The organism is Caulobacter ginsengisoli, assembly GCF_030814835.1.
GTDB lineage: Bacteria > Pseudomonadota > Alphaproteobacteria > Caulobacterales > Caulobacteraceae > Caulobacter > Caulobacter ginsengisoli.
The window spans coordinates 39,213-63,796 of record NZ_JAUSVS010000009.1; the positions used below are offsets into that span (position 1 = coordinate 39,213).

Consider the following 24,584-nt stretch of genomic DNA (forward strand, 5'->3'; position numbering starts at 1 on the left):
GCCGTGGGCGGCCGCCGGATCCTGGTGCTCAACGGCCATCCCGACCCGGACCCGGCCCGTTTCGCCGCGGCCCTGGCGGGCGCCTATGTTCGCGGGGCCAGCGCGGCGGGCCGGCAGATCCGCCGCATCGATGTCGGCAAACTGGCCCCGCCCCCGGTCCGCACCCGGGCCGAGTTCGAGGGCGGCCAGCCGCCGGAGGAGATTCTCCAGGCCCAGGAGGCCATCGCCTGGGCCGATCATCTGGTGATCATCTTCCCGCTGTGGCTGGGAACGATGCCGGCGGCCCTGAAGGCCTTTTTCGAACAGACCTTCCGCTATGGCTTCGCCATCAGCCGGCCCGGAGAGCCCGTCCGCCGGCTGCTCAAGGGGCGCACGGCCCGGATCATCGTCACCATGGGCATGCCCAGGCCCATCTTCCGCTGGGTGTTCGGCGCCCACGGGCTGAAATGCCTGGAGCGCGGCATCCTGTGGATGGCCGGCGTCTCGCCGGCGCGCAGCCTGATCCTGGGCGGCGTCGAGCAATCGGCCGAACGCCGCGCCGATTGGCTGGACCAGGTCGAGGCGCTGGGCGAGGCGGGGGCCTAGCTCTCCACCGCCAGGGCGGCGCGGATTTCGGCCAGCAGCCCATCGCCCAGCAGCGGCTTTTCGACCACCACCGCCCCCAGCGAGGCGGCCTCGTCCCGCATCAGCGGCGGCGCGCGGCTGGTGATCAGCAGGGCCGGCAGGGTCGCTCCCCGCTCGCGGAGCCGACGTAGCGCGTCCAGCCCGCTGAGGCCTTCGAAATGCTGGTCCAGAACCAGGCAGGCCGGGGCGGGCGGCAACGGGTGGTCCAGCAAGGCCTCGGCGCTGTCCAGGGTCTCGACCGCCAGCCCCTCGAGCTCGAGCATGAAACGCATCGAGGCCAGCAGCGCGGCGTCGTCGTCGACGAGAACCACGGTCTGGGGAGTGGGGGAACGCTTCAGCATATCCCCACAATGGCTCATGCGCGCCGGAGCGGCCTTGATGCAGCGCAAGCTAGCCGAGATCAGGCGAGGCCGGCGGTCATCGCCATGCGGACCAGTTCGGCCAGGCTGCCGGCGCCCGTCTTGGTCATCACATTGGCCCGGTAGACCTCGACCGTTCGCGGACTGATCCCCAGGTCGAAGGCGATGACCTTGTTGGCCTTGCCCTCGATCATGCCCGCCAGGACGTCCCGCTCGCGCGGCGAGAGGGCGTCGAACGGCGTGGAGGCTCCGGCGGACGGCGCGGGCCTGGCGGCAACCGCCATCGCCGAGCGGATGGCCCGCAAAAGCGCCTCGTCATCGAAGGGTTTTTCCAGGAAATCGGCCACGCCGGCCTTCATTGATTCCACCGCCATGGGCACGTCGCCGTGGCCGGTGATCATCACGATCGGCAGGCCGACGCCCATGGCCTTGAGTTTCAGGGTCATTTCCAGGCCGTTCATGCCGGGCATGCGCACATCGGTGACGATGCAGCCGCCGGCCAGGTCCTGGGCCGCCTCGAGGAAGCCCAGGGCCGAGTCGTAGGTCCGGGCCTCGAAGCCGGCGCTGTCCAGCAGGAAACCCAGGGATTCGCGCATCGCCTCGTCGTCGTCGATGACGTGGATGAGGGCTTCAGGCGGCATCGTCGACCATCTCAGGCTGGCCCGTCCGCAGGGTGAAGGAAAACACCGTGCCGCCGCCCTCGGCCGGCTCGGCCCAGATCTTCCCTCCATGCGCCTCGATAATGGTGCGTGAGATCGACAGCCCTACGCCCATGCCCTGGTCCTTGCTGGTTACAAACGGCTGGAACAGCCGCTCCAGGATGGCCGGCTGGATGCCATGTCCGGTGTCGGTGACCGTGATGACTGCCATGTCCTTCCCCGCCGGCCTGGAAACGATGGTCAGGTCGCGTCGGGGACAATCCTGCATGGCTTCGGTGGCGTTGCGCAACAGGTTGAGCAGCACCTGCTGGATCTGCACCTTGTCGGCCAGCACGAAGGGGACCTTGGGCGAAAGGTTCATGCGCACCCGCACGCCGGTATCGGCCGCCCCGATCATCGCCAGGGCGGCGGCCTCCTCGATCAGCTTGGGCAACGGCTCGATCCGACGCTCGGTTTCCCCCTTGCTGACGAAGTCGCGCAGGCGGCGGATGATCTCGCCGGCCCGCAGCGCCTGCTCGCCGGCCTGGCCCAGGGCGTGGCGGATCCTGTCCTTGTCCGGCTCGGCCTGGTCGAGGATGCGGACCGAGCCCTTCACATAGTTGGCGATGGCCGACAGCGGCTGGTTCAGCTCATGGGCCAGGGCCGAGGCCATCTCGCCCAGCGCGGTCAGGCGCGAGACATGGACCAGCTCGGCCTGCATGTCCTGCAGTCGCCGCTCGGTCTCCTGCCGCTCCGACAGGTCGCGGACGAAGCCGGTGAAGAAGCGCTGCGGACCCGAGCGCATCTCGCCCACCGCCAGCTCCATCGGGAAGGTCGAGCCGTCGCTGCGCTCGCCCACCACCACGCGGCCGATGCCGATGATCCGCCGCTCGCCCGTGGTCAGGTAACGGAGCAGATAGCCGTCATGGGCGTCGCGATAGGGCTGGGGCATCAGCATGCTGACATTGCGGCCGATCACCTCGCCCGCCTTCCACCCAAACAGCCGCTCGGCGGTGGCGCTGAACGACTGCATGATCCCCTGCTCGTCGATCACCACCATGGCGTCGGGCACGGTGTCGAGGATCGACTGCAGATGGGCCTCGCGTTCGGCCAGGTGGTTCAGGGCGTTGTTGGCGCGGGTGGACTGGCCCTGCAGCCGCCAGCCGCCGTAGGCGATCAACGGTCCCAGCACCAGGAAGATGACGCCGTTCAGCAGATCGCCCGGACGCTCGAACAACGTCCAGCCGGTGATGGCCACGCAGCCCACAAAGGTCAGCAGGGTGGTGGTGAGGGCGGCCCCCGGCCCGCAGAAGGCGGCCGCCAGCAGCACCGCCGGGACATAGATCAGGAAGGCCGGGCGGTTCTCGAGGACCGGCATCAGCAGCCACCGCGCCCCCAGCGCCAGGGTCGACAGCACAAGCGCCGCGCCCTGGCTGATCCAGGGGCGGCGCAGGCGCTGGATGCGCGAGTCCAGTGAAATGAACGGCATACCGATGGCTAGGATCGATTGGCCCTCCTTGCAACCCCGGGGACGGTTCGTCGCGGGGTCAGGCGGCCATGCGCGAGAGGGCGCCCAGGTCGTTGACCCGGAACTGGCGCAGGCCGGCGAACTCGACGACCAGGCGGTTCTGGAGCTGGGTCAGGGTGCGCGAGACCGTCTCGATGGTCAGGCCCAGATAGTCGGCCATGTCCTGGCGACCCATGGGCAGAACCACCGCCTCGGCCCGGCCGCGTTCGGCCATGTCCATCAGGAAGCTGGCCACCCGCTCGCTGGCGGTCTTGCGGCCCAGCAACAGCACATGCTCCTGCGCCCGGTCCAGTTCGCGGCTGGTGGCCCGCCAGACCATGCGGTCGAACGCCGCCTCGCCGACGGCCGCCTTCAGGGCCGAGGCCTTCACCGCCACGACTTCGCAGTCGCAGAGGGCTTCGGCCGAGAAGCGATGGCTTTGGCCAGGTTCGATGCCGAACACCTCGCCCGCATAGTAGAACTCACCGATCTGCCGGCGCCCGTCGCGCAGCAGGCTGGTGGTGCGCACCGCGCCCGAGACGACCCGGTAGATCAGGTCGGCGTCCTCGTCCTGGCCGTAGATTTCCTCGTCCTTGGCGATGCGCAGGCGAAGGCCCATGCGCGACAGGGCTTCGGTGGCGTCGCAATGGCCGGTCAGGCCAAAGGCGGTGGCGGGGAACTGGCTGTCGTAGGTGAGCGACATGATCGGATCTCCGTGGTGTTGACCAAGGAGTAGGGGCGATCCGCGCACCGCGAAATTTGGGAGCTTCCACTAAGGGTTTCTACGGAGCCCGGCGGCGTTCCGCCTTGAAACGGCCGGCCGGCGGCTGTCTTGTGCCGGGCGGTCAACCGAGCGAGGCCTACCGTGCTCACAGCCGACATGAAGCGGATCGTCGAGGAACAGCGGCTGGGATTTGTCGCCACCGTCGGCCTCGACGGCGCCCCAAGCCTCTCGCCCAAGGGCTCCTTCGCCGTGCTGGACGATCAGACCCTGGCCTTCGGCGACATCCGCTCGCCCGGCACGGTCGGCAACCTGGCCGCCGAGCCCAGGGTCGAGGTCAATTTCGTCGATCCCTTCTCGCGCCGGGGCTACCGGTTCGCCGGAACGGCGGCGGTGGTCCGGCGCGGTGAGGCCGGCTTTGATAACCTGCTGGAGCGGCTGAAGAGCTCATTGGCGGCCCGCGTCCGCGCCGTGGTGGTGATCACCGTGACCCGCGCCGCGCCCCTGACCTCGCCGGCCTATGACGATGGTCAGAGCGAGGATCAGCTTCGGCGGACCTGGACCGCCCGTTTCCGCGCCCAGCAGCCGGGCGGACGGTTCGACGAGGGCGCTTGACGAATCGAATAAGCCGTTGCTTATATGACTGCATGCTCGAAGCCGCCGTCTTCAAGGCCCTGGCCGATCCCACCCGCCGCGCGGTGTTCGAACGGCTGACGGCCGCCGAGCTGAGCGTCTCCGATCTCGCCGCCGGCATGCCGGTGTCGCAGCCGGCGGTCTCCCAGCACCTGGCCGCCCTGCGCCAGGCGGGGCTGGTTGCCGAGCGTCGCGAGGGCCGCTTCGCCTATTACCGGGCCGCGCCCGACGCCCTGGCCGGGCTGCAGGCCTGGGTCGAGCGCTACCGCACCTTCTGGCCCGACCGGGTCGAGCGCCTGAAAACCGTGCTCAAGGAGATGGACGAATGAGCGATCAGATCGATCTGGAGTTCGACCTGGACGAGCCGGCCGACAAGGTCTGGCGGGCCATCAGCGAGCCGGAGCTGCGCGAGCGCTGGCTGGGCGCCAACGACAACGGCGTCGACTGCGAGGTGCTGGAGGCCCAGCCGGACCGCCTGCTGCGGCTGGGCTGGCGGGAGACCTCGCCACAGGGCGAGCGGATCGCCAGCACCGTCACCTTCGTGATCGGCGCCAACGCCGAGGGCGGGGTTCGGCTGCGGATCATCCACGACGACTTCATGACCCTCGCGCCCGAACCGGCCCTGTTGGCCAACGACCCGCCGAACGGCCAATGGGGGATGCAATGGGCGGCCTGATGAACCTGGTGCCGATGGTTATCGAGGAGTCGAGCCGCGGCGAGCGGGCCTTCGACATCTTCTCCCGGCTGCTGCGGGAACGGATCATTTTCGTCAACGGCCCGGTCGAGGACGGCATGGCCGCCCTGATCTGCGCCCAGATGCTGTTCCTGGAAGCCGAGAGTCCGAAAAAGGAGATCGGCCTCTACATCAACTCACCCGGCGGGGTGGTGACGGCCGGCCTGGCGATCTATGACACCATGCAGTACATCAAGTGCCCGGTGGCCACCCTGTGCATGGGCTTCGCCGCCTCGATGGGCAGCCTGCTCTTGATGGCGGGCGAACCGGGCTCGCGGGTCTGCATGCCCAACGCCCGCATCGTGCTGCACCAGCCCAGCGGCGGCTACCAGGGCCAGGCCTCCGACATGGCCCGCCACGCCGAGGACATCATCAAGATGCGCCAGCGCATCTACGAGCTGTATTCGGAGCACTGCGGCCGCTCGATGGACGAGGTCGCCGAAACCCTGGACCGCGACAACTTCATGAACGCCCAGGAGGCCAAGGCCTGGGGGCTGGTCGACCACGTCTACAAGACCAGGGACGAGCAGGAGGCGGCTTAGCCTATCTGAGGGGCGCGATGCCCTTGACCAGAGTCACGGTGATGGCTTCCCCCGTCACCGCCTTGGCCTTCCAGGTGGCCCCGACGCCGCCGGTGGGCGCCGTCGTGCAGTAGGTGAAGGGTATGGCCTTCGGCCGGCTCTGCCTGAGGCAGACCTTGTCGCCCTTGATATGCCAGCGGCCGCTCGACGGCGTGTTGCGCCGGCCGCGGTAGTCGTAGCTGCCGTCAGCCTTCAGCCAGAGGCGGCCGTGGCGGCCGTCAGGATAGGTGGAGAAGATGGTGTTGCCGAAGGCGGCGCTGACGTTGGGCGCGGCGGCGGCCATCGCGACGCCAGGCGCGAGGGTCAGGGCCAGGAGGAGGGCGATGGGTTTCCACATCGCCCCTCAACGCCCGGCCCATCCGGCGGTTGCGGCGCGCGGAAAGATGGTTGCCCGGATGGCCGGCCGGTGATCTGGTGGCGCCGCATCACAGGGGGACCTCATGCTCGTCTTCACCCTCGCCATGGCCCTGCTCGGCCAGCCGCCGCTGCAACCGGCGCCCGCCTGCGCCGCGCCAGTCGCCTGCCTGACCCCGATCGCCCAGCCGCATCCCTCCGTTCAGGACGGCGCCGTGCTGATCGGCATGAACGAGGTCATCGTCATCTCGCTCGATGAGGCCGGCGCCAACCCGACCCTGGTCGCCACCGGGGACGAGGCCGCCAAGCGCGCGCTGCAGCCCGGCGAACTGCGCTTCAGGATGGAGGGCATGGGCGGGACCATGCTCAGCGTCGAGAGCAAACACGGTCGCTGGCTGAACTACCGCGCCCGCATGGGCCTGGGCGGCGGGCGACCGACCAGCGTCTGCACCCTGGGCTCGGGCCTCAGCGCCTTCGAGAGCTGGCAGCAGGCCATCCCCTATCTGACCCTCGATAAATTCACCCCGACCCAGGAAGGCCAGATGGTCTGCCGTTAGGCCGAGGCCCTGACCTCTGTCGCCTGATCGGCCAGGGCCGCCTCGATCCCGGCGATCAGGCCCTCGGGCGTGATCGGCTTGGCGATGTGATGGTCGGCGCCGGCCTCGGCGGCCTGGAGGCGGTGTTCCTCCATGGCGTTGGCGGTGAACATGGCGATGGGGGTCGGCGCATGGCCGGCCGCGCGCTCGCGGCGGCGGATCTCGCGGATGGCGGCCAGGCCGTCCATCACCGGCATCTGCATGTCCATCAGGATCAGGTCGAAGGCGCCGGCTGCGAAGGCCTCGACCGCCTGGGCCCCGTCCTCGACCTGGGTCAGCTCGACGCCCAGCGGCAACAGGATCAGCTCGGCGACCTTGCGGTTGGTCGGATGGTCCTCGGCCAGCAGGATCCGCAGGCGCCGCGGCAGGCTGGCGGCCTCGACATCGTCGCCCGGCTCGGCGGTTTCCCGCTCGGAAACCCGGGGGAACGGCAGGCGCACGATGAACTCGCTGCCCTGGCCGGGCGTGGAGCGGACGCTGATCTGGCCGTCCATCAGTTCACTGAGGGTCTTGCAGATGGCCAGGCCCAGGCCGGTGCCGCCGAACCGCCGCGAGGTGGAATCCTCGGCCTGGACGAAGCGGCTGAACAGCCGCTGGGCCGCAGCCTCGTCGAAGCCGATGCCGGTGTCGGCGACGGTGATGGCCACGATGGCCGGCTGGCCGCCGCCCAATCCCTCGTCTTTGGGCTCCTCGATGTCGACCGCGACCCGCACCTCGCCGCGCGGAGTGAACTTGATGGCGTTGTTGGCCAGGTTGGAGACGATCTGCTTGAGCCGCACGGCGTCGCCGACGAACTGACCCTCGGCGGCGGGCGCATAGGAGAGCTGGAAGGAGAGGCCCTTGTCCTCGGCCCGGCTGCGCATCAGCTCGGCCGCGTCGTCGATCTCGCGGCGCAGGTCGAAGGGCGCCGCCTGCAGGGCGAACTCGCCGGACTCGATCTTGGCCTGGTCGAGGATGTCGGACAGCAGGCGGTTGAGCACCAGGCCCGAGGCCTGGACCAGATTGACCATCTCGCGCTGGGCCGGGGTCAGCTCGGTGCGGGCCAGCGCCCCGGTGACCCCGATCACCCCGTTCAGCGGGGTGCGGATCTCGTGGCTCATATTGGCGACGAAGACGCTCTTGGCCTTGTTGGCGCTTTCGGCCAGGTCGCGGGCGGCCTCCAGGTCACGCTCGAGCAGCTTGCGGGCGGTCGTGTCGATGGTGGTGCCGACGATCCGCCAGGGCTGGCCCTCGGGCGTGTGGGCGATCACCCGGGCGCGCGACAGCACCCATTTGTATTCGCCGTTCTTGCAGCGCATGCGGGTTTCCGCCGCCACCATCGGCGTGTCGCCGCGGAAATGCTCGGCATAGGCCGCCTGGATGGAGGGCAGGTCGTCGGGATGGATGAAGGGGCGCCAGTCGGCGATCGGGTCGGGCAGTTCGCCCTGGGCATAGCCCAGCATGGCCGCCCAGCTGGCGCTGACCTGGGCCGTCTCGGCGATCAGATCCATCTCGAAGAAGCCGTCGCCTGAGGCCTCGACCGCCACCGCCAGCTTGCGCTCCAGGTCGATCTGCCGATTGGCCAGTTGCTCGACCACCGCCCGGCGATCCAGGGCGTAGCTCCGCGCCGCCAGCAGAGCGGCCAGGATGAAGGCGCTGGTCGCCGAACTCTCGACGCCAAATCCATGGCCCAGGATCGGGCCGAGAATGGCCACGCCGATGCCGGGGGCGAGACAGCCCCACAGCATCCGCCGGTTCGAACCGAAATAGACGAAGTTGTTGGTGAACGAGCCGCCCAGCCAGGTCGCCGCCAGGGCCACGCCGACCGCCGATCCCTTGGCCAGGCACATCAGGCTGAGGGCGTGGTAGACGCAGGCCCCGCAGAAATTCATCACCGCATAGAGGTTGGTCCCGGCCTCCTGGGCCAGCCGGGGCAGGGCGCGGTTGAGCAGGGCGGTGCTGAAGACTTCCCAGACGGCGACAACCGCCATCCAGCCGAAGGCGGCCGGCCAGGGCAGAATGGTCAGGGCGAGCAGGCCGAAGACCAGGGTGAAGATCAGCCGGCCGGGCAGGCTGTGGCGGCCCAGGTTGCGGGAGGTGCCGACATCGAAGGTCAGTTCATCGGCCGCTGGCTTGGCGTCGGTCATGCGCTTTTCCGGACGGTACCCGTCTCGCCCGCCATTATCGCTGACCTTGCGGAAGGCCCGGTTAACGGCGGCTGCGGACAAATCGTCACGCTTTTTCGGTGGCTTGCCGGGACTTGCGGTCGATGGTCTTGTTCCCCCGGCGAGGCTGCGGGGAGAGGGCGACACCATGATTTTGACGGTTCTGGCGCTGATGAGCGCGGCCCTCACCAACCCGATGCCGCCGCCCGCTCCCAAGGCCGACCCCTGCGCGGTCGCCGGCGCCTGCCGGCATGTCGGCGAGTTCAACCTGACCCTGGAGCCTGGCCAGGTGGACAGGGTGAAGGTCGACGACGACATTCCCTGGATCGACGAGGACGGCGACATCCTGCTGTTTCCGGGCGAGATGCTGGTGATCCGGCTGGAGACGGTCGACGGCGAGGTCAGACCCGTCATGGTCCGCGCCGGCCGGGCCTCGGACGTCGACATGGCCAGCGCCGAGTCCGATCTGCTCAAGCAGTTCGCCAAGCCGCTCGATCCCGGTGACCAGGATCTGTTCTTCATGGGCGAGGGCAGCAAGGTTCCCCCCAGCGAACCGGGGGTGATCAAGCTGGTGTTCAAGCAGGCCGCTGGCCAGCGGGACACCATGCTGCTGATGCTGAACGGCTATGATCGCTGGGTGGACTATCAGGCGGTGATGGTGACGCCCGATGGCCGTCAGCAGTCGACCACCGTGTGCCAGGTGATGGATCGCCGCGCCGGCTTCGAGCACTGGCCCCACCCGATCGTCATGATCCGGCTCAGTCGCTTCGAACTGGTCAAGGCGCCCAGCTCGGTGGCCTGTGACTAGCCTGCCATCCAGCCCGGGCGCTCGGCGACCACCGGCCGGTCGCCGACGGTCAGGGACGCGCCCTCGATCCGGTCCAGTCTGACCAGGGCCATCGCCCGCCCTGGCGTTCCCGACAGCACTTCGCCGGCGCGCAAGGTTCCCGCCAGGATTTCGCTGCCCGCGGCCGGCGGCGGTCCCTCGAAGGTCAGGGGCAGCATGCGGCTCTTGATCTGGCCGCGCCGTTTCATGCGCGAGGTGGTCTCCTGGCCGACATAGCAGCCCTTGTGGAAATCGATGCCGTTCAGCAGGTCGAAATTGGCCTCGATGGGATAGGTGGTCTCGCCGGCCCAGTCGGCCGGGCCGGGCACGCCCAGGGCCAGGCAATGGGCCCGGTAGGCCGCCTCGTCGGCCAGGGCCGCCTTGGGTGGCGCCAGGCCATAGCCCCGCCAGCCCAGGCCCGGCGCGCGGGGGTCGGTCAGCCAGCCGGCCAGGCCGGGGCCCTGCCAGAGCGCGGCGACGCTGGTGTCGTCAGCAGTGATCTCGACCTTGGCCCTGAGGCGATAGAGTTTCAGCCGGCCGATCAGCGCCTCGCGATGGGCCGCCTCGACGTCCAGCCAGGCGCCGTCATCCCGTCCGACCACGAACAGATCGTAGAGCAGCCGGCCCTGGGGACTGAGCAGGGCCCCGAACCGCAGCTCGCCCGGCTTGAGGGTTTCGACGTCCTGGGTGATCAGCCCCTGCAGGAAGCTGCGCCATTCGGGACCGCCAAGGGCGATCAGGGCGCGGCCGGGCAGGGGGGCGTATTGGGACTGGGCGATCATTGCGACAACATGTGGCCCTTGATTGGGTGGAGCGCCACCCCGGGCGGGCCTATGGTCGGCGGATGGCGGCCAAGCCCTTCCCGATTCTCTTCATCGGTCCCGGACGGATCGGTGACGCCGTTCTGTCCTCGGGCCTCATCAAGCGTCTGGCCGATGAGATGCCGAACGCCCGTTTCACCATCGCCGTCGGGCCGGCGGCCGCGCCGCTGTTCGAGCAGGTTCCGAACCTCGACGCCCTGATCGTCATGGAAAAGCGCAAGCGCTCGGGCCACTGGTTCGCGCTCTGGAACCAGGTGCGCGGCACGGCCTGGGAGCTGATCGTCGACCAGCGGGGTTCGGCCATCACCAGTTTTCTGCGCCGCAAGCGCCGGGCCGTGCACCGCAAGAAGAGCGGCGAGCCGGTTCACAAGGTGATCGAGGCGGCGAACCTGCTGACCCTCGGGGACGATCCGCCGCCGCCCTATCTTTTCACCTCGCCGGAAATCGAGGCGCGGGCCGAGGAACTGCTGCCGCCCGGCGGCCCGATCCTGGCCATGGGCCCAGCCTCCAACTGGCTGGGCAAGACCTGGCCCATCGAGCGCTTCGCCCAGGTCGCCAACCGCCTGCTGGCCCCCGACGGCCCGATGCCGGACGGCCGGCTGGCCATCTTCGGCGGTCCCGAGGACTCCCGCTATGTCGAGGGCCTGCGCAAGTCCTCGACCAAGGAGCGCTGCATAGACCTGACCGGCCAGGTCGACCTGCTGACCGCCTATGCCTGCCTCAAGCGCGCGCGCCTCTTCATCGGCAACGACTCGGGCCTGATGCATCTGGCCGCCGCCGCCGGGACGCCGACCATCGGCCTGTTCGGCCCGTCCGACGACCGGCTCTATGCGCCCTGGGGCCCTCACACCCGGGTCGTGCGCGGCCCGCGCACCTTCGAGCAGTTCCAGGCCATCGACCCGCAGCTCAACCAGACCATCGGCCATATGATGGACCTGCCCGTCGATCTGGTATGTGACGCCGCGTTGGAGCTGCTGGCGGAGACCTCGGATGGCTGAAACCTATGACCTGGTCGTCCGGGGCGGCGAGGTGGTCAATCACGCCGGACGGGGCCTCGCCGATGTCGGGGTGCGGGGCGGCAAGGTCATCGCGGTCGGGGATCTGGGCCGGGCCTCGGCCGGCGAGGTGTTCGACGCCACGGGCCTGACCGTTCTGCCGGGCGTCATCGACAGCCAGGTCCACTTCCGCGAGCCCGGCCTGGAGTGGAAGGAAGACCTGCAGACCGGCGGCCGCTCGGCGGTGCTGGGCGGGGTCACCGCCGTCTTCGAGATGCCCAACACCGAGCCCACCACCACCGACGCCGAGGCCCTGGCCGACAAGCTGGCGCGGGCGGCCGGGCGAATGGACTGCGACCACGCCTTCTATGTCGGCGGCACCCATGAGAACGCCCGCTTCCTGGGCGAGCTGGAGCGGCTGCCCGGCTGCTGCGGGATCAAGGTGTTCATGGGCGCCTCGACCGGCACCCTGCTGGTCGCCGACGACGAGGGGGTCGAGCAGGTTCTGCTGCACGTCAACCGTAGAGCCGCCTTCCACAGCGAGGACGAATACCGCCTGGCCGAGCGCCGGGCCCTGGCCCGCACCGGCGACTGGACCAGCCATGAGGAGGTCCGCGACGCCGAGAGCGCCATCCGCTCGACCCGGCGCCTGGTGCGCCTGGCCCGCAAGGTCGGCAAGCGCATCCACGTGCTGCACGTCACCACCGCCCAGGAGATCGACTTCCTGGCCGCCAACAAGGACGTGGCCAGCGTCGAACTGACCCCCCAGCACCTGACCCTGACCGCGCCGGAAGCCTATGAGCGCCTCAAGGGCTTCGCCCAGATGAACCCGCCGATCCGGGGGATCGAACACCAGACGGCCCTGTGGCGCGGCATCGAGATGGGCGTCGCCGACGTCATGGGCTCCGACCACGCCCCCCACACCCGCGAGGAAAAGGCCCGGCCCTATCCGGCCTCGCCGTCCGGCATGCCGGGGGTGCAGACCTTGGTGCCGGTGATGCTGAACCACATCGCCAATGGCCGCCTGACCCTGGAGCGCTTCGTCGACCTGACCAGCCATGGTCCCAACCGCGTCTTCGGCCTGGCCGACAAGGGTCGCATGGCCGAGGGCTACGACGCCGACCTGACCATCGTCGACCTCAAGGCCCGCCGCACCATCCGCCACGAAGACATGGCCAACCGCGCCGGCTGGACGCCGTTCGACGGCATGGAGGTCACCGGCTGGCCGATGGCGACCATCATCCGGGGCCGGGTGGTGATGCGCGAGGACGAGGTCGTGGCGCCGGCGCTGGGCAACCCGGTGCGGTTTTTGGAGACGCTGGCGAGCTAGGCCCTACACCCCGCTCATCCCCGCGAAAGCGGGGACCCAGGCTTTTTACTGTTGAGAGCGTTCTGACAGGTCCCGGCGGCTGAAAGGCTGAAACGAAAAACACCTGGGTCCCCCCTTTCGCGGGGATGAGCGGAATTAAAATGCGGGTCAAAGGGCATCGGGCCTGTCGAATCCGTCTCCCCTCATCCGTCTCTGGGTCGTACGAACGCGATGGCGCGGTCGTCAGGCCAATGGAGGGCGCGATGCAGTACATGCTTTTGATCTATGAACCCGAGGGCGTGTTCGAGGGCGAGGCCGGCAAGGCCCGGCTGATGGACGTGGTGGGTAAGCACATGGCGCTCGCCAAGGAGATGCGTGAAGCCGGCGCGATGCAGAGCGGGTCGGGGCTCCAGCCTGTGACCACGGCCACCACCATCATCACCAACGGCGGCTCCCAGACCCTGCATGACGGCCCCTTCGCCGAGACCCGTGAGCAGCTGGGCGGCTACTATCTGATCGACGTCGCCGATCTCGACACGGCGCTGGCCTATGCCCGCCGCATCCCCGTGGTCGACGGCGGCAAGGTCGAGGTCCGTCCCCTGGCGACCTACTGAGCCGATGATCGGGGCCGGCGAAGCCATGGCGGCGGCCCAGCCGCGCGTCGTGGCGGCGCTGGCCGCCCGGTTCCGCGACCTGGATCTGGCCGAAGAGGCCTTTGCGGAAGCCTGCGCGGCGGCGCTGCCGGTCTGGCGCGCAGAACCGCCGCGCGACGCGACCGCCTGGCTGTGGCGGGCGGCGTTCCGCAAGGCGCTGGACATGCGGCGGCGCGAGCAGACCCGGCGGTCCGCCGTGCTGGACGCCCCGGCCCCGGAGCCCACGCCCGAGGACGAGCTGATGGCGCTGGACGAGCCCATTCCCGACGAGCGGCTGCGACTGATCTTCGTCTGCTGCCACCCGGCCATCGCGCCGGAATCGCGGGCGGCCCTGACCCTGAAGGTGGTCTGCGGCCTGTCGACCGAGCGGCTGGCCCGCGCCTTCCTGATGGCCGAGCCGGCCATGCTGCAGCGGATCACAAGAGCCAAGCGCAAGATTCGCGACGCTGGCGTCCCCTTCGAGGTCCCCGGCCGCGCCGCCTGGCCCGAGCGGCTTTCGGCCGTGCTGGCGACGCTGGAGATCGCCTACGCCCAGGCCTATGAGGACGCCGCCCTGGCCGGCGAGACAGCCGGGTTCGCGGACGAGGTGCTGCGGCTGTCGGGCCTGCTGGCCGAGCTGACGCCCGATGAGCCGGAGGTCCTGGCCCTGGCCGCCCTGGTCCGCTACGCCGAGGCCCGGCGGCCGGCCCGGCTGGACGATCACGGGGCCATGGTTCCGATCGGCCGGCAGGACATGAGCCAGTGGCGCCGGCCCATGATCTACGAGGGCCTGGAGCTGCTGAACCGCGCCGCCAGCTTCGGCCGCACGGGCCCCTGCCAGCTTCTCGCCGCCATCCATGGCGCGCACCTCTCCCGGCTGGAGACGGGGACGACCCCCTGGCCGGCTATCGTTGACCTCTACGACACACTGGTCCTGCTGCGGCCCGGCCCGGTCACCGCCGTCAATCGCGCGGTGGCGGTCGGGGAGGCGCAGGGGCCCGAGGCTGGCCTGGCCGCCCTGCCGCCGCCGATGGACTGGCTGCCCTGGCATGCCGCTCGCGCCCACCTGCTCGAACAGGCCGGCCACGTTCCGGAGGCCCTCGAAGCCCTGCGCGCCGCCCTGGCCATGGAACCGCCGCCAGCCGAGCGGCTGTTCCTGCAACGGGCCGCCGAACGCCTGGCGGGTTGAACCCTGGCCGGGGGCGCCCGATAAGGCGCCATGGATGGCAGCCAGATCGACGCCCCTTTCCGCGACGCCCGCTATGCGCCCCGCCGGCTGGAGGTCGAGCGCCGACCGGACGGCGCGGTAGTGCTCTCCAATCCCACGCCGTTTTCCGAGCGCTTCCTGACCACGCTGGGCGCCCTGGAACACTGGGCCGCCGTCGCGCCGGACCGCCAGTGGCTGGCTGAGCGTTCCGGCGAGGGCTGGCGCACCATCACCTATGCTGAGGGCCTGCAACGGGTCGCCAACCTGGCCGGCGGGCTGGCGGGCCTGGGGCTTGGCCCCGGCCGCTGTCTGCTGATCCTGGCCCGCAACGGCATCGACCACGCGCTGGTCAGCTACGGGGCCATGGCCATCGGCTGCCCGATCGCGCCGGTCTCGCCGCAGTATGGGCTGAAGGGCGCCGACCTCTCGCGACTGGCCTATGCCTGTTCGGTGCTGCAACCGGCGGCCGTCTATGCCGACGATCTGGTTGCGTTCGAAGACGCTCTGACCGCGCCCTTCCTGGCCGGCCTGCCCATCGTCAATGTCGAGGCGCTCTCGAAGTCCGCTCCGGGCGCCTTCACCGCCAGGCCGGACGACACCGCCAAGCTGCTGCTGACCTCCGGCTCGACCGGCCGGCCCAAGGCGGTGATCGGCCTGCATCGCAACATCGCCATCAACGCCGCCCAGATCACCGCCTGCTTCGACGATCCCGAGCCGCCGGTGGTGGTCAACGCCGCGCCCTGGAGCCACAGTCTTGGGGCCAACGCCATCCTGCACATGGTGACCCACCGGGGGGGCAGCCTCTATATCGACGCCGGCCAGCCGACTCCCGCCCGGTTCGGCGAGACGGTGCGCAATCTCAAAGAGGTTTCGACCACCTATCACAACATGGTCCCGGCCGGCTGGGGCCTGATGGCCGGCGAGCTAGAGCGCGATCCGGACCTGGCCCGGACCTTCTTCTCGCGGGTGCGGGTGCTGCAGTATGGCGGCGCCTCGATGGCCCAGAGCATTCTCGACCGCGTCCAGGCCGTGGCCGTGGCGACGGTCGGCGAGCGGATCAGTTTCGCCACCGGCTATGGCTCCACCGAGACCGGGCCGACCGCCTGCAACATCCACTGGCTGAACGCCCGCTCCGGGATGATGGGCCTGCCGGTGCCTGGGACCTCGGCCAAGCTCGCGCCCGCGGGCGAGAAGTTCGAGATGCGGGTCAAGGGCCCGCAGATCTCGCCGGGCTATCTGGGCGAGCCGGAGCTGTCGGCCGCCGCCTATGACGAGGAAGGCTTCTATCGCCTGGGCGACGCCGGCCGTTTCGTCGATCCGGCCGATCCGGGCGCGGGGCTGATTTTCGACGGCCGCCTGGTCGAGAACTTCAAGCTGGCCAGCGGCACCTTCGTCGCCGCCGGGGCGCTGCGGGTCGCGGCGGTCTCGGCCATCGGCGGAGCGGCTGCCGACGCGGTGGTCTGCGGCGAGGGCCAGGAGGGGGTCGGGCTGATGCTGTTCCTCGACCACAGGTTCGACAGCCGGCTCGACGATGCCCGCGCGCTCATCCGCGCCGGCCTGGCGAAGATGAACGCGGCGGCCAAGGGCGGCGGCGGCCGGGTGGCCCGGGCCCTGATCCTGCCGGGTTCGCCCGACGTCGCCAGCGGCGAGATCACCGACAAGGGCTATATCAACCAGGCCATGGCCCGCGACCGCCGGCCTCGTGAACTGGCCGAGCTGTTCGCCGACCCTCCGGGAAGCCACGTACTCGTCTTCGACTGAGCGCGGTTCTAGGCTGCCGCCAGCGGAGGCGACGGCCATGACCGATCTGATCGAGACGCTGAAGGGGGCTTTAAGTCCCGGCGGGGTGCTGACGGGCGAGGACGCCCAGGCCCAGGCCCAGAGCCGCTGGACCCGGCTGGGGACGCCACTGGCGGTGCTGCGGCCCGTCTCCACCGCCGAGGTCTCGACCATCCTGAAGCTGGCCCATGCGGCCGGCCAGCCGGTCGTCCCCTGGGGCGGCAAGACCGGACTGGTCGATGGCGCCCAGGCCGACGGCGCCCTGGCCCTGTCGCTGGAGCGGATGAACGCCATCGAGGACCTGGATACGGCGGCCGGCCTGATGACCGTGCAGGCCGGCTGCGTGCTGCAGACCGCCTGCGAGGCGGCCGAGGCGCTGGGCTGGTTGCTCCCGCTGGACCTGGGTTCGCGCGGCTCGGCCACCATCGGCGGCAACATCTCGACCAACGCCGGCGGCAACCGCGTGCTGCGCTGGGGCATGATGCGGGACATGGTGCTGGGACTGGAGGCGGTGCTGGCCGACGGGACGGTGGTCTCCTCGATGAACCGGCTGGTCAAGAACAACGCCGGCTATGATCTCAAGGCGCTGTTCGTCGGCACGGAGGGCACCCTGGGCGTGGTGACCCGCGCCGTCCTGCGGCTGCGGGCCCGGCCGGCCAGCCAGGACACCGCCTTCGTCGGGGTCGAGGCCTTCGACGACCTGCCGCGCCTGCTGCGGCGGCTGGAGCGCGGCCTGGGCGGCGCGCTTTCGGCCTTCGAGGTGATGTGGGCCGACTTCCATGCGCTGGTCACCACCCCGCCGGCCCGGGGTCGGCCGCCCCTGGAGGGCCGCTATCCCTACTATGTCCTGGTCGAGTCGATGGGCGGCGAGCCGGCCGAGGACCAGGCTCGCTTCGAGCGGGTGCTGATGGGCGCGCTGGAGGACGGCGAGATCGCCGACGCCGCCATCGCCAAGTCGAAGGCCGAGCGCGAAGCGATGTGGGCCCTGCGCGACGACGTGGCCCAGACCGGCCGCAACGCCCCGATCATCGCCTTCGATGTCAGCCTCGGCATCGGCGACATGGAGGCCTATGTCGACGGCGTCCGCGCCGCCATGGCCGCCCGCTGGCCGGGCGAGGCCAGCCTGGTGGTGTTCGGCCATATGGGCGACGGCAACCTTCACCTGATCGCCGGCATGGGCAGCCGTGAGTCGGCCGACCTGCATGCGCTGGAAGACATCGTCTATCGCCCGCTGCGGGCGATCGGCGGTTCGGTCTCCGCCGAGCATGGCATCGGGCTGCAGAAGCGCGAGTATCTCGCCTGGTCGCGTTCGGGGCCTGAGATCGCCCTGATGCGCACCCTCAAGGCCAGCCTCGACCCCAGGGGCATTCTCAATCCCGGCAAGGTGTTCGCCGCCTGACCATTGGCGGCGGTTGGGAATTGCGGCATGACCATCGCCAACCAGACGGGAGAAACCAGGCCATGAACGGCGCCGACGCCTTGATCGAGACCCTGTGCGACAACGGCGTCACCGCCTGCTTCGCCAATCCGGGCACCAGCGAGATGCAGTTCGTCGCCGCCCTGGACCGCGAGCCGCGCATGCGGCCGGTTCTGTGCCTGTTCGAGGGCGTGGCGACCGGGGCGGCCGACGGCTGGGGCCGGATGACCGGAACGCCCGCCTGCACCCTGCTGCACCTGGGGGCCGGCTACGCCAACGGCGGGGCCAACCTGCACAACGCCCGCCGGGCCGGCACGCCGCTGGTCAATGTCATCGGCGACCACGCCACCTATCACCGCCAGTTCGACGCGCCGCTGAACAGCGACATCGCCGGCTGGGCCGCGCCCAACAGCCTGTGGGTCAAGTCGGCCGAGACCGCCGACGAGGTCGGCCCCCTGGCGGCCGAGGCGGTCCAGGCCAGCTTCGGCGCGCCGGGCGGCTGCGCCAGCCTGATCCTGCCGGCCGACTCGGCCTGGAACGAGGCCAGCGCCAAGGGTCCGGTTCTGTCCCGGCCTGTGCGCGCCAAGGTCTCCGACGCGGACATCCAGGCGATGGCCAGGCGCCTGAAGGCCGCCGCCAAGCCGGTGATCCTGATGGGCGGGAGCTGCTGCGGCGAGGCCGGGGTGCAGGCCGCCGGCCGGCTGAAGGCCGCCGGCTTCCGGGTGATGACCGACACCTTCGTCGCCCGGCTGGCGCGCGGGGCGGGGCGGTTCGCCCCCGACCGCATGCTGTATTTCGGCGAGATGGCCATGGAGGACCTCAAGGGGGTCGACCTGATGGTGCTGGTCGAGACCGTCGAGCCGGCCGCCTTCTTCGCCTATCCCAGCCGGCCCAGCCTGCTGGTCCCCGAGGGCTGCGAGGCCGTCAGCCTTGGCGACAAGTCCATCGATGGGCCGGCCGCCCTGGTGGCGCTGGCCGATGCGCTGGGCGCTTCCGAGGCCGCCCCGGTCGAACCGCTCGACCTGCCGGCCGCGCCGACCGGGGGGCTGGACCCTTATAAGATCGGGGCGGCCATCGCCCGGCATATGCCCGACAACGCCATCATCTCCGACGACGCGGTGACCGCCGGCCTGCCCATCTTCCAGTCGACCAGGAACGCCCGGCCGCACGACTGGCTGATGCTGACCGGCGGGGCCATCGGCCAGGGCATCCCGCTGGCCGTCGGCGCCGCCGTGGCTTGCCCGGACCGCAAGGTGCTGAGCCTCAACGGCGACGGGGCGGCGATGTATACGGTCCAGGGCCTGTGGACGATCGCCCGCGAGAAGCTGGACGTCACCACCGTGGTGTTTGCCAACCACGTCTACCGCATCCTGGGCATCGAGATGGGCCGCACGGGCGCGGCCAATCCCGGCCCGGCCGCCAAGCGGTTGCTGGACCTGGGCGATCCGCGCATCGACTGGGTGTCGCTGGTCGGCGGCCTGGGCGTCGAGGCCGTGCGCTGCGCCACCGCTGAGGAATTCGACACGGCCATGGCCCATGCGATGACCACGCCGGGGCCGCACTTCATCGAGGCGGTCCTCGGTTAGGCGATGCATCCCTCCGAGCTGCAGCTGGCCCACATCCGCCATGAACCGGGATACGAAGGCGGCCTGTGCTATCAGGTTTCGGCGGACAGAGATCGGTTTCCCAGCCTGATCTGGGGCGACCCGTTCGTCCTGCTTCTATCCGGAGCTCTGAGCCTCGCGCATCCCCGGTTCGACCTCTATGGGGTCTGCGAGATGCCTGCGCAGGCATGGATCGGTGTCGCCCGCGCCGCCGAGGAGACGGAGGATCGGCTGCGGGCCGAACGCTCCATTCCAGCCGACCTCCTCTATCGGAGCGGTGAACTGCTCGCCGACGGCGAAATCAGCCGATTGCTCAGGAGCGCGGCGGGCCGAGGGCGGGTCTTCGACGCCCTGCAACTGACCTCGTTCTGGCTGCGCGAGGCTGCAGGACAGCATCCAACGCTCACCTTCTTTGGAGCCTGAGCCAGCCGTCAACGAAAAGGCCCCGGAGTCGCCTCCGGGGCCTCGTCTCAGTCTTGAAGTTCAGGCCTAGACGCCGGTCTTGGGCAGGATGCAGCCCTTGATCTCACCACAGCCCAGGATGGCCGTGGGGGTCGGCGAGCCGGCCTTGAAGTTGATGACCAGCGTGCCTTCGCCGGCCCCGCAGCTGACCTCGACGAAGCGGTCGGTTTCGCTGCGCAGGGTCGCGCCGACCTTGTCGACATTGCAGTTGTAGGACTTGGCCGGGAAGTTCTTCAGCAGGGCGGTCAGGCCCGGATAGGCCGTCTCGATCTTGGTGAAGGTGCAGCGATAGCCCTCGGCCAGCGACAGGGCGCAGTTGTAGATCTTGCTGCCGTTGCGGTCGGAAATCATGATCGCGCCGTCCTGACGGTCCGAGCACTGCAGTTCGACGACTTCCGTCGCGCCGCTGGAGGGCAGGATGCCGTATTGCGAGACGTTGCACTTGAAGCCGGCCTTCACGGCCAGGGTCGAGTAGAACGACGCCTTCTCGGTCTTGGCCGCGACGGTGTCGGTCAGGGTGCAGCCGCCGGGGATCATGGTGGCTTCGACGCAGTCGACGATCTTGCCCGCCGCGCCGGCCTGGGTTTCCTGGATGACGTAGCCCTTCTTGTTGGCGCAGGCGACTTCGAAATAGGTCGAGCCGTCGGTGGCCGACAGCACGTAGCGGCGGTCGGTGACCGTGCAGCCGTTGGCGCCGTTCAACAGCTTGTCGGCCACGCCCAGTTGCGAGGCGCGGTCGGTCAGTTCGCAGAACAGGTTGCCGCCGGGCTCATAGGCCAGGCAGGTGTTCATCTTCACGGGCTTGGCGGCGTCCGGCGGCACCGAGGCGGCCAGGATGTAGCCGGCGCCGTCGGCGCAGGCGACTTCCATGAAGCTGTTGGAGGCGTTGGCGCCGATGTAGCGGACCTTGGTCACCGGGCAGGCCATGCCGCCCTTCTGGGCCAGGGCCTGAACGTAGGGCATCTGGTCGGCGTTGCCGGGCAGGATGCAGGCCAGCTGGCTGGGCTTGCCGTCGGCGGCGGGCTTGTTGGCTTCCAGGCAGGGGAAGACGCCGATCTTGTCCGGGGTCGCCGCGTCGGTGACCAGCACCAGGCCCATGGCGTTCTGGCAGGCCACTTCATAATAGGCCTTGATCACCGCCTTGGTCTTCTTGTCGGCCTCGTTGCCGATCATGCGGGCGTCGGCCATGGTGCAGGACACGCCGGCCTTGAGCAGCAGGGCCGGAACGTCGTCCTGACCCTTCTTGTGCATGGCCGGGTCGATGGCGCCGGCGACCGGAGCCTTGGGCTTTGCCGCCATCGCGACGTTGGGGGCCGATACGCCGATCGCCAGGGCGACGGCCAAGCCGATCCCGATGAGCCTCATGTCTTAACTCCTGGAGTGAATCCTCTTAGCGGCGAGATAAACGCACGCTTTTCCAAGGGGTCAAGATGCATCGCCCCATGGGCTGAATTGCGGCGCGGGGCTGAACGCGGGATGATGGCGCTGTTCACCCGCGGGAGAGGTTTGAAAACTTGGCTGACGGCGTTGAGGATGTGGCGGAGGCTCTGGCCCGCCCGAAACTGGTCTATCCGTTCGAGACAGTCCCCACGCCGGGGACCGGCGAGACCGTCGAGGTCGCGCCCGGCGTGCGCTGGCTGCGCATGCCGCTGCATGGGTCGCTGGGCTTCATCAATGTCTGGGCGCTGGAGGACGGCGAGGGCTGGACGGTGGTCGACACCGGCATGCAGACCCGCGAGACCTCGCAGGCCTGGCGCACCGCCTTCAAGGAAGGGCTGGAGGGCAAGCCCATTGTCCGGGTCATCGTCACCCACCTGCATCCCGACCATATCGGCCTGGCCGGCTGGATGACCCGCAAGTTCGGCTGCCGGCTGTGGATGACCCGGCTGGAATACTTCCAGTGCCGGCTGCTGGTCGCCGACACCGGCCGCGAGGCGCCCGAGGACGGCCTGCGCTTCTACAAGGCCGCCGGCTGGGACGAGGACGCCATCGAGACCTACCGCGCCCGCTTCGGCGGCTTCGGCAAGGCCATCTACCAGCTCCCCGACAGCTTCCGGCGCATCGACGACGGCGAGGAGATCGAGATCGGCGGGCGGCTCTGGCGCGTCGTGACCGGCAACGGCCACAGCCCCGACCATGCCTGCCTCTGGCAGCCGGAGCTCAAGCTGCTGATCAGCGGCGACCAGGTGCTGCCGCGCATCTCCTCCAACGTCTCGGTCTTTCCGACCGAGCCGGACGCCGATCCGCTGTCGGACTGGATGTCGAGCTGCGCCAAGCTCAAGCGCGAGGTGCCGGACGAGGTGCTGGTCCTGCCCGCCCACAACGATCCGTTCCACGGCCTGCACGCCCGGCTGGACCACCTGATCGCCGGGCATGAGCGCTCCCTGAAGCGGCTGGAACGCACCCTGGCGCAGCCCAAGCGCGCCATCGACGTGTTCGCCAGCCTGTTCGCGCGGCCGATCGGGCCGGAACTGGTCGGCATGGCGACGGGCGAGAGCCTGGCTCACCTCAACTGTCTGATCGAACGGGGCCGGGCGGTGACCGAGACCGACGCCGAAGGGGTGGTCTGGTACCGGGCGGCGTAACTTTCCTCCCCGCGTAGCGGGGGAGGATAAAAATATTTCACATGCGAACTTGATGTTTCGCATGTGAAGTATATATCGGAGGTCGATGACCTCGCCCCTCTACCTCCTTCTCAAGACCGCCCAGAAGCGGGTCGAGCGCTGGATCGAGACTGAGGCGGCGGCCGAGGGGGTCAGCGCGGCTCAGGCGGCGCTGGTGCTGGTGCTGGGCCGCAATGACGGGGCGCTGATCGGCGATGTCGCCATCGCCCTGGACGTCGCCCCCTCGGCGATGACCAGCATGGCCGACCGTATGGTCCGGGCCGGCTTTATCGAGCGGCGGGCCGATCCCAGGGACGGGCGGTCCAGCCGTCTGTTCCTCACCGACAAGGGCTGGGCGATCCGCGAGAAGGCGGTCGGCCTGTTGGATGAACTCGAAAAGCAGATGAACCAAGACCTGCCGCCGGCCGACGAGGCCGCCGTCAGGAATTGGTTGGGAAATATGGCCGGGAAATTCGGCCGGGAGGACGGAACATGAGCGATCGCATCACCTCGCCCTTCGGGGCCTTCACCCCCGCCCGCGATGTCGTCAAGGGCGTCGACCTGACCGGCAAGACCGCCATCGTCACCGGCGCGGCCACCGGCATCGGCATCGAGACGGCGCGGGCCCTGGTCGAGGCCGGCGCGGAAGTCGTGATCGCCGCCCGCAAGCCGGACCTGGGGGCAGAGGCCTGCAAGGACATCAACAAGACGGCCAAGGGCGCCACCGCCCAGGCCCGGTTCGAGATGCTGGACCTGTCGGACTTCGCCTCGATCCGCGCCTTCGCCCAGCGCTGGGGAAACAAACCCCTGCACATCCTGATCAACAACGCCGCCGTCATGGCCTGTCCGCTGGACCGGACCAAGGACGGACTGGAGATGCAGATCGGCACCAACCATTTCGGCCATTTCCTGCTGGGGACCCTGCTGGCCCCGGCCCTGGAGGCCGGCGCCAAGCAGGCCGGCAAGCCCTCGCGACTGGTCAGCCTGTCGTCGATCGGCCACCGCCGGTCCGACATCAACTGGGAAGATCCCAACTACAACAGCCGCCCCTACGACAAATGGGAGAGCTACGGCCAGGCCAAGACCGCCAACGCCCTGTTCGCCGTGGGCTTCCACAAGCGCTTCAAGGACCGTGGGATCACCGCCAATGCCGTCATGCCGGGCGGCATCATGACCCCGCTGCAGCGGCACATGACCCAGGAAGAGATGCAGGCCATGGGTTGGATGGACGAGACCGGCAAGATCCGCGACGGTTTCAAGACCCCCGAACAGGGCGCTTCCACCAGCGTCTGGGCGGCGGTCGGACCAGAGCTGGAGGGCGTCGGCGGCCTCTATCTGGAGAACTGCGCCCAGGCCGTCCGGTGGAAGGCCGAGGTTCCGTGGGAAGGCGTCATGCCCCATGCCCTTAACCCCGAGAGCGCCGACCGGCTGTGGGCGCTCTCGGAGAAGGCGGTCGCGGCTTAGGCCGCGATGCCCCGGGCCGGCAGGAACTGACGGAAGCGCAGCAGGCCGGCGGTGACGAGCGAGACCAGCACCCCGACCGGCAGGATCTCGACCAGGGTCCAGGGCCAGCGGGCGAGGGGGTTCATGTAGGTGGTCTTGAATTCGGCCGCCTGCCTGGCCGCCTCGGCCGGGGTCGCGCCCTTGGCGAGGGCGCCCTTGACGATGACCGGCGCGTATTCGTCGACGAAGGCGAAGTGGCTGATGTTCAGGTAGATGTCCCAGACCGCCACATAGACGATGCCGGCGACCAGGCTGATCCCCAGGCCGATGCCCAGGGCCGGCAGGAACTTGATGACGCCGCCCAGGTTGCGGTCGCGGTGGCGCTTCACCGCCACGAAGATCAGGCTGAAGGCCACCAGCATGGTCAGATAGCCGACCACGACCGAACCGGAATGGGCCGAGCCGTTGGTCAGGATCAGGTAGACAAAGGGCGAAACGGAAATCAGGCCGGCGATGGCGCCGAAGATCAGGATGGATCGCAGCATGGGTTTTGCTCCCCCAGGTGTTTAGGACGCCGCCATCAGGCCGCGCCCCGC

The 24,584-nt window shown here is 69.4% G+C and carries 27 protein-coding genes; 18 read left to right on the forward strand and 9 right to left on the reverse strand.

All coding sequences use genetic code 11. From position 1 onward, the window contains the following. The first annotated feature begins 3 nt into the window (after positions 1-3). Entirely contained in the window at positions 4-585 is a 582-nt protein-coding gene (locus QO010_RS18805) for an NAD(P)H-dependent oxidoreductase (RefSeq protein ID WP_307351731.1), read from the forward strand. On the opposite strand, the gene QO010_RS18810 is transcribed toward QO010_RS18805, so the two are convergent. The 4 genes from QO010_RS18810 to QO010_RS18825 are packed head-to-tail and all read right to left on the reverse strand — an operon-like array spanning position 582 to position 3,831. Next, positions 582-965: a response regulator transcription factor gene (locus tag QO010_RS18810; RefSeq protein WP_307351733.1), complete on the reverse strand. Its 384-nt coding sequence runs from the start codon at positions 963-965 to the stop codon at positions 582-584. The genes QO010_RS18805 and QO010_RS18810 overlap by 4 nt on opposite strands. Positions 966-1,024: 59 nt before the next feature. After that, the gene (fixJ, locus tag QO010_RS18815) at positions 1,025-1,624 is read right to left on the reverse strand and encodes a response regulator FixJ (RefSeq protein WP_307351734.1); all 600 of its coding nucleotides are present in this window, start codon (positions 1,622-1,624) and stop codon (positions 1,025-1,027) included. Then, positions 1,614-3,110: a PAS domain S-box protein gene (locus QO010_RS18820; RefSeq protein WP_307351737.1), complete on the reverse strand. Its 1,497-nt coding sequence runs from the start codon at positions 3,108-3,110 to the stop codon at positions 1,614-1,616. The genes fixJ and QO010_RS18820 overlap by 11 nt, the downstream gene beginning before the upstream one ends. A gap of 58 nt (positions 3,111-3,168) precedes the next feature. Continuing rightward, positions 3,169-3,831 carry a helix-turn-helix domain-containing protein gene (locus QO010_RS18825; RefSeq protein ID WP_307351738.1) on the reverse strand — a complete coding sequence of 221 codons (663 nt, stop codon included), beginning with the start codon at positions 3,829-3,831 and terminating at the stop codon, positions 3,169-3,171. A gap of 162 nt (positions 3,832-3,993) precedes the next feature. Between QO010_RS18825 and QO010_RS18830 the strand changes: the two genes are divergently transcribed. From QO010_RS18830 to QO010_RS18845, 4 genes are read left to right on the forward strand one after another with little or no spacing between them, the layout of a single operon-like run. Beyond that, positions 3,994-4,464, forward strand: coding sequence for a pyridoxamine 5'-phosphate oxidase family protein (locus QO010_RS18830; protein WP_307351740.1), 471 nt, complete (start codon positions 3,994-3,996; stop codon positions 4,462-4,464). Between the two features lie 32 nt (positions 4,465-4,496). Further along, on the forward strand, positions 4,497-4,811 hold the full coding sequence (locus tag QO010_RS18835) for an ArsR/SmtB family transcription factor (protein ID WP_307351742.1): 315 nt from the start codon (positions 4,497-4,499) through the stop codon (positions 4,809-4,811). Then, positions 4,808-5,158 (forward strand): SRPBCC family protein, encoded by a 351-nt coding sequence (locus tag QO010_RS18840; protein ID WP_307351745.1) that lies wholly within the window; start codon positions 4,808-4,810, stop codon positions 5,156-5,158. Before QO010_RS18835 ends, QO010_RS18840 begins: the two co-directional genes overlap by 4 nt. Then, the gene (locus tag QO010_RS18845; RefSeq protein ID WP_370873790.1) at positions 5,134-5,757 is read left to right on the forward strand and encodes an ATP-dependent Clp protease proteolytic subunit; all 624 of its coding nucleotides are present in this window, start codon (positions 5,134-5,136) and stop codon (positions 5,755-5,757) included. Before QO010_RS18840 ends, QO010_RS18845 begins: the two co-directional genes overlap by 25 nt. Position 5,758: 1 nt before the next feature. On the opposite strand, the gene QO010_RS18850 is transcribed toward QO010_RS18845, so the two are convergent. Further along, positions 5,759-6,133, reverse strand: coding sequence for a hypothetical protein (locus QO010_RS18850; RefSeq protein WP_307351749.1), 375 nt, complete (start codon positions 6,131-6,133; stop codon positions 5,759-5,761). A 103-nt stretch (positions 6,134-6,236) separates the two neighbouring features. Between QO010_RS18850 and QO010_RS18855 the strand changes: the two genes are divergently transcribed. After that, positions 6,237-6,707, forward strand: a complete 471-nt coding sequence (locus tag QO010_RS18855) for a hypothetical protein (RefSeq protein ID WP_307351752.1) — start codon at positions 6,237-6,239, stop codon at positions 6,705-6,707. Here QO010_RS18855 and QO010_RS18860 read toward each other — a convergent pair. Further along, positions 6,704-8,872 carry a PAS domain-containing hybrid sensor histidine kinase/response regulator family protein gene (locus QO010_RS18860; RefSeq protein WP_307351754.1) on the reverse strand — a complete coding sequence of 723 codons (2,169 nt, stop codon included), beginning with the start codon at positions 8,870-8,872 and terminating at the stop codon, positions 6,704-6,706. The two genes, QO010_RS18855 and QO010_RS18860, sit on opposite strands and share 4 nt — an antisense overlap. Positions 8,873-9,038: 166 nt before the next feature. On the opposite strand from QO010_RS18860, the gene QO010_RS18865 reads away from it, so the two are divergent. Then, a complete protein-coding gene (locus tag QO010_RS18865; protein WP_307351757.1) occupies positions 9,039-9,698 on the forward strand; it encodes a hypothetical protein in 660 nt (219 codons plus the stop codon). Here QO010_RS18865 and ygfZ read toward each other — a convergent pair. Then, entirely contained in the window at positions 9,695-10,498 is an 804-nt protein-coding gene (ygfZ, locus tag QO010_RS18870; protein ID WP_307351759.1) for a CAF17-like 4Fe-4S cluster assembly/insertion protein YgfZ, read from the reverse strand. The two genes, QO010_RS18865 and ygfZ, sit on opposite strands and share 4 nt — an antisense overlap. A gap of 62 nt (positions 10,499-10,560) precedes the next feature. Here ygfZ and QO010_RS18875 point away from each other — a divergent pair, with 62 nt between their 5' ends. The 8 genes from QO010_RS18875 to QO010_RS18910 all read left to right on the forward strand — a co-directional run bounded on the left by QO010_RS18875 (position 10,561) and on the right by QO010_RS18910 (position 19,903). Next, positions 10,561-11,535 (forward strand): glycosyltransferase family 9 protein, encoded by a 975-nt coding sequence (locus QO010_RS18875; RefSeq protein ID WP_307351761.1) that lies wholly within the window; start codon positions 10,561-10,563, stop codon positions 11,533-11,535. Continuing rightward, positions 11,528-12,862, forward strand: a complete 1,335-nt coding sequence (locus QO010_RS18880; RefSeq protein ID WP_307351763.1) for a dihydroorotase — start codon at positions 11,528-11,530, stop codon at positions 12,860-12,862. The genes QO010_RS18875 and QO010_RS18880 overlap by 8 nt, the downstream gene beginning before the upstream one ends. A 242-nt stretch (positions 12,863-13,104) precedes the next feature. Then, on the forward strand, positions 13,105-13,455 hold the full coding sequence (locus tag QO010_RS18885) for a YciI family protein (RefSeq protein WP_307351767.1): 351 nt from the start codon (positions 13,105-13,107) through the stop codon (positions 13,453-13,455). A gap of 4 nt (positions 13,456-13,459) precedes the next feature. Continuing rightward, a complete protein-coding gene (locus QO010_RS18890; RefSeq protein WP_307351768.1) occupies positions 13,460-14,662 on the forward strand; it encodes an RNA polymerase sigma factor in 1,203 nt (400 codons plus the stop codon). A 30-nt stretch (positions 14,663-14,692) separates the two neighbouring features. Continuing rightward, positions 14,693-16,441, forward strand: a complete 1,749-nt coding sequence (locus QO010_RS18895) for a feruloyl-CoA synthase (protein ID WP_307351770.1) — start codon at positions 14,693-14,695, stop codon at positions 16,439-16,441. 37 nt (positions 16,442-16,478) lie between these two features. Beyond that, positions 16,479-17,858 (forward strand): FAD-binding oxidoreductase, encoded by a 1,380-nt coding sequence (locus QO010_RS18900; protein ID WP_307351772.1) that lies wholly within the window; start codon positions 16,479-16,481, stop codon positions 17,856-17,858. A gap of 62 nt (positions 17,859-17,920) precedes the next feature. Beyond that, a complete protein-coding gene (locus tag QO010_RS18905) occupies positions 17,921-19,462 on the forward strand; it encodes an acetolactate synthase large subunit (protein WP_307351774.1) in 1,542 nt (513 codons plus the stop codon). Between the two features lie 3 nt (positions 19,463-19,465). Further along, positions 19,466-19,903 (forward strand): hypothetical protein, encoded by a 438-nt coding sequence (locus tag QO010_RS18910; RefSeq protein WP_307351776.1) that lies wholly within the window; start codon positions 19,466-19,468, stop codon positions 19,901-19,903. A 66-nt stretch (positions 19,904-19,969) separates the two neighbouring features. Here the strand turns inward: QO010_RS18910 and QO010_RS18915 are convergent, their stop codons facing one another. Further along, complete coding sequence (locus QO010_RS18915) at positions 19,970-21,307, reverse strand: hypothetical protein (RefSeq protein WP_307351778.1); 1,338 nt, start codon at positions 21,305-21,307, stop codon at positions 19,970-19,972. Positions 21,308-21,456: 149 nt separating this feature from the next. Between QO010_RS18915 and QO010_RS18920 the strand changes: the two genes are divergently transcribed. The 3 genes from QO010_RS18920 (at position 21,457) to QO010_RS18930 (ending at position 24,009) form a co-directional block, all read left to right on the forward strand. Then, the gene (locus QO010_RS18920; protein WP_307351780.1) at positions 21,457-22,527 is read left to right on the forward strand and encodes an MBL fold metallo-hydrolase; all 1,071 of its coding nucleotides are present in this window, start codon (positions 21,457-21,459) and stop codon (positions 22,525-22,527) included. Between the two features lie 85 nt (positions 22,528-22,612). Continuing rightward, positions 22,613-23,041, forward strand: a complete 429-nt coding sequence (locus tag QO010_RS18925) for a MarR family winged helix-turn-helix transcriptional regulator (RefSeq protein ID WP_307351782.1) — start codon at positions 22,613-22,615, stop codon at positions 23,039-23,041. Beyond that, positions 23,038-24,009, forward strand: a complete 972-nt coding sequence (locus tag QO010_RS18930) for an SDR family NAD(P)-dependent oxidoreductase (protein WP_307351784.1) — start codon at positions 23,038-23,040, stop codon at positions 24,007-24,009. Before QO010_RS18925 ends, QO010_RS18930 begins: the two co-directional genes overlap by 4 nt. Here QO010_RS18930 and QO010_RS18935 read toward each other — a convergent pair. After that, positions 24,006-24,533, reverse strand: coding sequence for a DUF4199 domain-containing protein (locus QO010_RS18935; RefSeq protein WP_307351786.1), 528 nt, complete (start codon positions 24,531-24,533; stop codon positions 24,006-24,008). The genes QO010_RS18930 and QO010_RS18935 overlap by 4 nt on opposite strands. Positions 24,534-24,584 lie beyond the last annotated feature (51 nt).